This is a genomic window from uncultured Demequina sp. (assembly GCF_913055775.1).
In the GTDB taxonomy this organism is placed as follows: Bacteria; Actinomycetota; Actinomycetes; order Actinomycetales; family Demequinaceae; genus Demequina.
The window spans coordinates 1-2,282 of record NZ_CAJXJX010000205.1 but is presented as its reverse complement, the minus strand read 5'-3'; the positions used below and the strand labels follow the sequence as shown (position 1 = coordinate 2,282).

3 protein-coding genes are annotated in these 2,282 nt (G+C 70.2%); all 3 read right to left on the bottom strand.

Annotated elements, in window-relative coordinates; genetic code table 11:
- A partial coding sequence (locus QZ483_RS13525; RefSeq protein WP_297084901.1) for a nucleotidyltransferase domain-containing protein occupies positions 1-1,015 on the bottom strand: 1,015 nt, incomplete at its 3' end.
- Positions 1,016-1,096: 81 nt separating this feature from the next.
- Positions 1,097-1,435, bottom strand: a complete 339-nt coding sequence (locus QZ483_RS13520; RefSeq protein WP_203652756.1) for a P-II family nitrogen regulator — start codon at positions 1,433-1,435, stop codon at positions 1,097-1,099.
- Between the two features lie 2 nt (positions 1,436-1,437).
- Positions 1,438-2,282: ammonium transporter (locus QZ483_RS13515; protein ID WP_367117117.1), on the bottom strand; the 845-nt coding region annotated here is incomplete at its 5' end.

Sequence of the window (2,282 nt, the reverse complement as noted above, 5' to 3'; positions counted from 1 at the left end):
CGGCGCGCAGCGGGAGCAGCGCGTCCTGCTCGGGCTGACCGTCCGTCGCGAGCGCGAGCTCTCCGTCGACGTCGATGAGCCCAGCGGCGACGTTGACGTGGCGCGGCGCCGCGCCTCGCCGGCGCGCCTTCCAGGCCCGAGAGCCGATGCCGGAGCGCTCGAGCGATCGCCGCGCACCCCTCTCGGTGGTGTCGAGGGCATACGCGACGGTGCGGCCTGCCTCCGCGAGCGACGCGAGGAGATCGTCGGGGTCGCCGAAGCCCATGTGCTCGGCGACCTCGTCGGCGATGTGGCGTCCCAGGACATTCACGGGGCGCCCCGTGACCAGGTGGATCGCGTCGCGGGCGTCCTTGAGGTGCTCACCGGCCTGGTCGACGGCGCCGTGCGGGCGGTCGGTGAGCCACGTCGCGGAAAGCGCCGAGAGGCTCATGTGGTCGCGCAGGCCCCCGCGGGCCTCCTTGAGGTGCGGCTCGATCAGGTAGGCGAGCTCGCCATGGCGTTCGGCGCGTGCGCGCGATGCGGCCAGAAGTTCGGGGAGGCGCTTGCGCGCGGCGGCGCGCCAGTCCTGGTAGATCGCTACCCGGGCCTGCTGCGCGAGGGCGGCGTCGCCGGCGACAGGATGCAGGTCGAGGAGCCCCGCCGCCGCGGCGAGATCCTTGGATGCCACCTGCCGGCACTCCGTGATGGAGCGCATCGAGTAGTCCAGCTGCAGCCCGGCGTCCCAGATGGGGTACCAGAGGCGCTGGGCGAGTTCGGCCACCTGCTGAGTGGTGTGCGTCTGACCGTCGTGGATCAGCACGAGATCCAGGTCGGACGCGGGACCGGCGTCGCCTCGGCCGATCGACCCGACCGCGCCGAGCGCCACCCCTGAGTGCAGGGGCTTGCAGTCCTCCCAGTGCTCGCTCAGCCGGGTGAGGATGAGATCCGAGATGGCCTTGCGGCGAGCGGAGCCGGGCACATGGTCACGGGCGAGTCGATCACTCAGCTGCGCCCGCTCACGCTTGAGGTCCCGCACCCCGTGGGGGTGCGGGACCTCAGCGTGTGAGCCGTCAGGGGCAGCGCCCGTCAGGCCCTCCATTGATGCGGTGCGTCCGTGTCAGAGCGCGTCCGCGCCGTGCTCGCCGGTGCGAACACGAGCGACGTCGTCCACGGGGACCGTCCAGACCTTGCCGTCACCGATCTTGCCGGTCTGCGCGGCGGAGACGATGGCCTCCGTCACGCTCGCGGCGTCGGCGTCGTCGACCAGGACCTCGAGACGGGTCTTGGGCACCAGGTCGACGGTGTACTCGGCACCGCGGTAGACCTCGGTGTGGCCCTTCTGGCGACCGTAGCCTGCGGCCTCGGAGACCGTCACGCCCTTGACGCCTGCGGCCTCGAGAGCAGCGCGGACCTCGTCCACACGGTGCGGCTGGATGATTGCAGTGACCAGCTTCATGGCTACTTTGCCTCCTCGTAGGCGGTCTCACCGTGCTCGGCGAGGTCGATGCCGGAGACCTCGACCTCTTCACTCACGCGGAAACCGATGGTGTACTTGATGGCCAGTCCAATGATCAGCGTAGCAATCGCCGAGTAGACGATCGTCACACCGGCAGCCGCGGCCTGGACACCCAGGAGCGTCACGCCGCCGCCGTAGAACAGGCCGCCGTCACCGTTGATGACCTCGGAGCCCACGAGGCCGATGGCCAGCGTGCCCCAGAGACCGGCGACGAGGTGGACGCCCACGACATCGAGCGAGTCGTCGTAGCCGAACTTGTACTTCAGGCCCACCGCGAGCGACGAGAGGATACCGGCGACGAGACCGACAACGATCGCGCCCCACGGGTCCACCGAGGCACAGGCCGGGGTGATGGCGACCAGACCGGCAACCACACCGGAAGCGGCACCGAGCGAGGTGGCCTTGCCGTCGCGGATCTTCTCCACGAGCAGCCAGCCGAGGATGGCGAGTGCGGTCGCGATGGTCGTGTTGACCCACGCGGTCGCAGCGAAGTTGTCCGCCGCGAAGGCCGAACCGGCGTTGAAGCCGAACCAGCCGAACCACAGCAGTGCGGCGCCGAGCATGACGAACGGCAGGTTGTGCGGGCGCATCGGCTCCTTGCCGAAGCCCTTGCGGACGCCCAGCAGCAGCGCCAGGACCAGACCGGCCACACCAGCGTTGATGTGGACGACGGTTCCACCCGCGAAGTCGTACGGACCGGGAAGGTCGGCGAACAGCGGTCCGCCAGGGCCGAGGAGGGCGTCAAAGCCCTCGCCGTTGGTGCCGGTACCCCAGACCCAGTGGGCCA